Source organism: Rubrivirga marina, assembly GCF_002283365.1.
Lineage (GTDB): Bacteria > Bacteroidota > Rhodothermia > Rhodothermales > Rubricoccaceae > Rubrivirga > Rubrivirga marina.
In genome coordinates this window covers 1-415 of sequence record NZ_MQWD01000009.1, presented here as the reverse complement: position 1 = coordinate 415, position 415 = coordinate 1, and the positions used below count along the sequence as shown (strand labels likewise).

General features: G+C 70.1%; 1 protein-coding gene. It reads left to right on the top strand.

What is annotated here, in order from left to right; all coding sequences use genetic code 11:
• A partial coding sequence (locus tag BSZ37_RS20935) for a GDP-mannose 4,6-dehydratase (RefSeq protein ID WP_143537787.1) occupies positions 1-415 on the top strand: 415 nt, incomplete at both ends.

The following is a 415-nucleotide window of genomic DNA, read 5'->3' as shown; positions in this document are numbered from 1 at the left end:
GAACCCCGACAACGTCGCCCACCTCGTCGGGCACCCCCGGTTCGAGTTCGTCCGCCACGACGTCTCGACGTTCGTCTACGTCGCGGGCGACGTCGACCACGTCCTCCACTTCGCGAGCCCGGCGAGCCCGATCGACTACCTCCGGCTCCCGATCCAGACGCTGAAGGTCGGGTCCCTCGGGACCCACAACGCGCTCGGCCTGGCCAAGGCGAAGGGGGCCCGGTTCCTCCTCGCCTCGACGAGCGAGGTGTACGGGGACCCCCAGGTCCACCCCCAGCCCGAGTCGTACTGGGGCCACGTGAACCCGGTCGGGAGCCGCGGGGTCTACGACGAGGCCAAGCGGTTCGCCGAGGCCATGACCATGGCGTACCACCGGTCCCACGGGGTCGACACGCGGATCGTCCGGATCTTCAAC